At 28.1% G+C, this 249-nt stretch carries 1 protein-coding gene; it reads left to right on the top strand.

The window, feature by feature from the left end; genetic code table 11:
* On the top strand, window positions 1-249 hold a 249-nt coding region (locus AAIR21_RS28185; RefSeq protein ID WP_434682884.1), incomplete at both ends, for a hypothetical protein.

Genomic DNA, 249 nt, shown 5'->3' with positions numbered 1-249 from the left:
AAGTAGTAGAAACGACGGTAATAAACTTATTAGTAAATTTCTAAATACAGCAGATGGTATTCTTCCTAACAACAAAAAGAAACTTATATTTACAACTAATTTACCTAATATTAGAGATGTTGATAAAGCTCTCGTCAGACCAGGTAGATGTTTTGATGTTCTAGAAATAGGATATTTAAATAAAGAACAAGCAGCTAAGATAGCCGACTATATTCAAGTTGATTTATCTGTTTTAAATAAAGACAAATA

It is taken from the genome of Enterobacter sp. PTB (genome assembly GCF_051130085.1).
GTDB lineage: Bacteria > Pseudomonadota > Gammaproteobacteria > Enterobacterales > Enterobacteriaceae > Enterobacter > Enterobacter ludwigii.
Note: the sequence above shows the minus strand (reverse complement) of the source record. Positions and strands in the feature narration are given on the sequence as shown.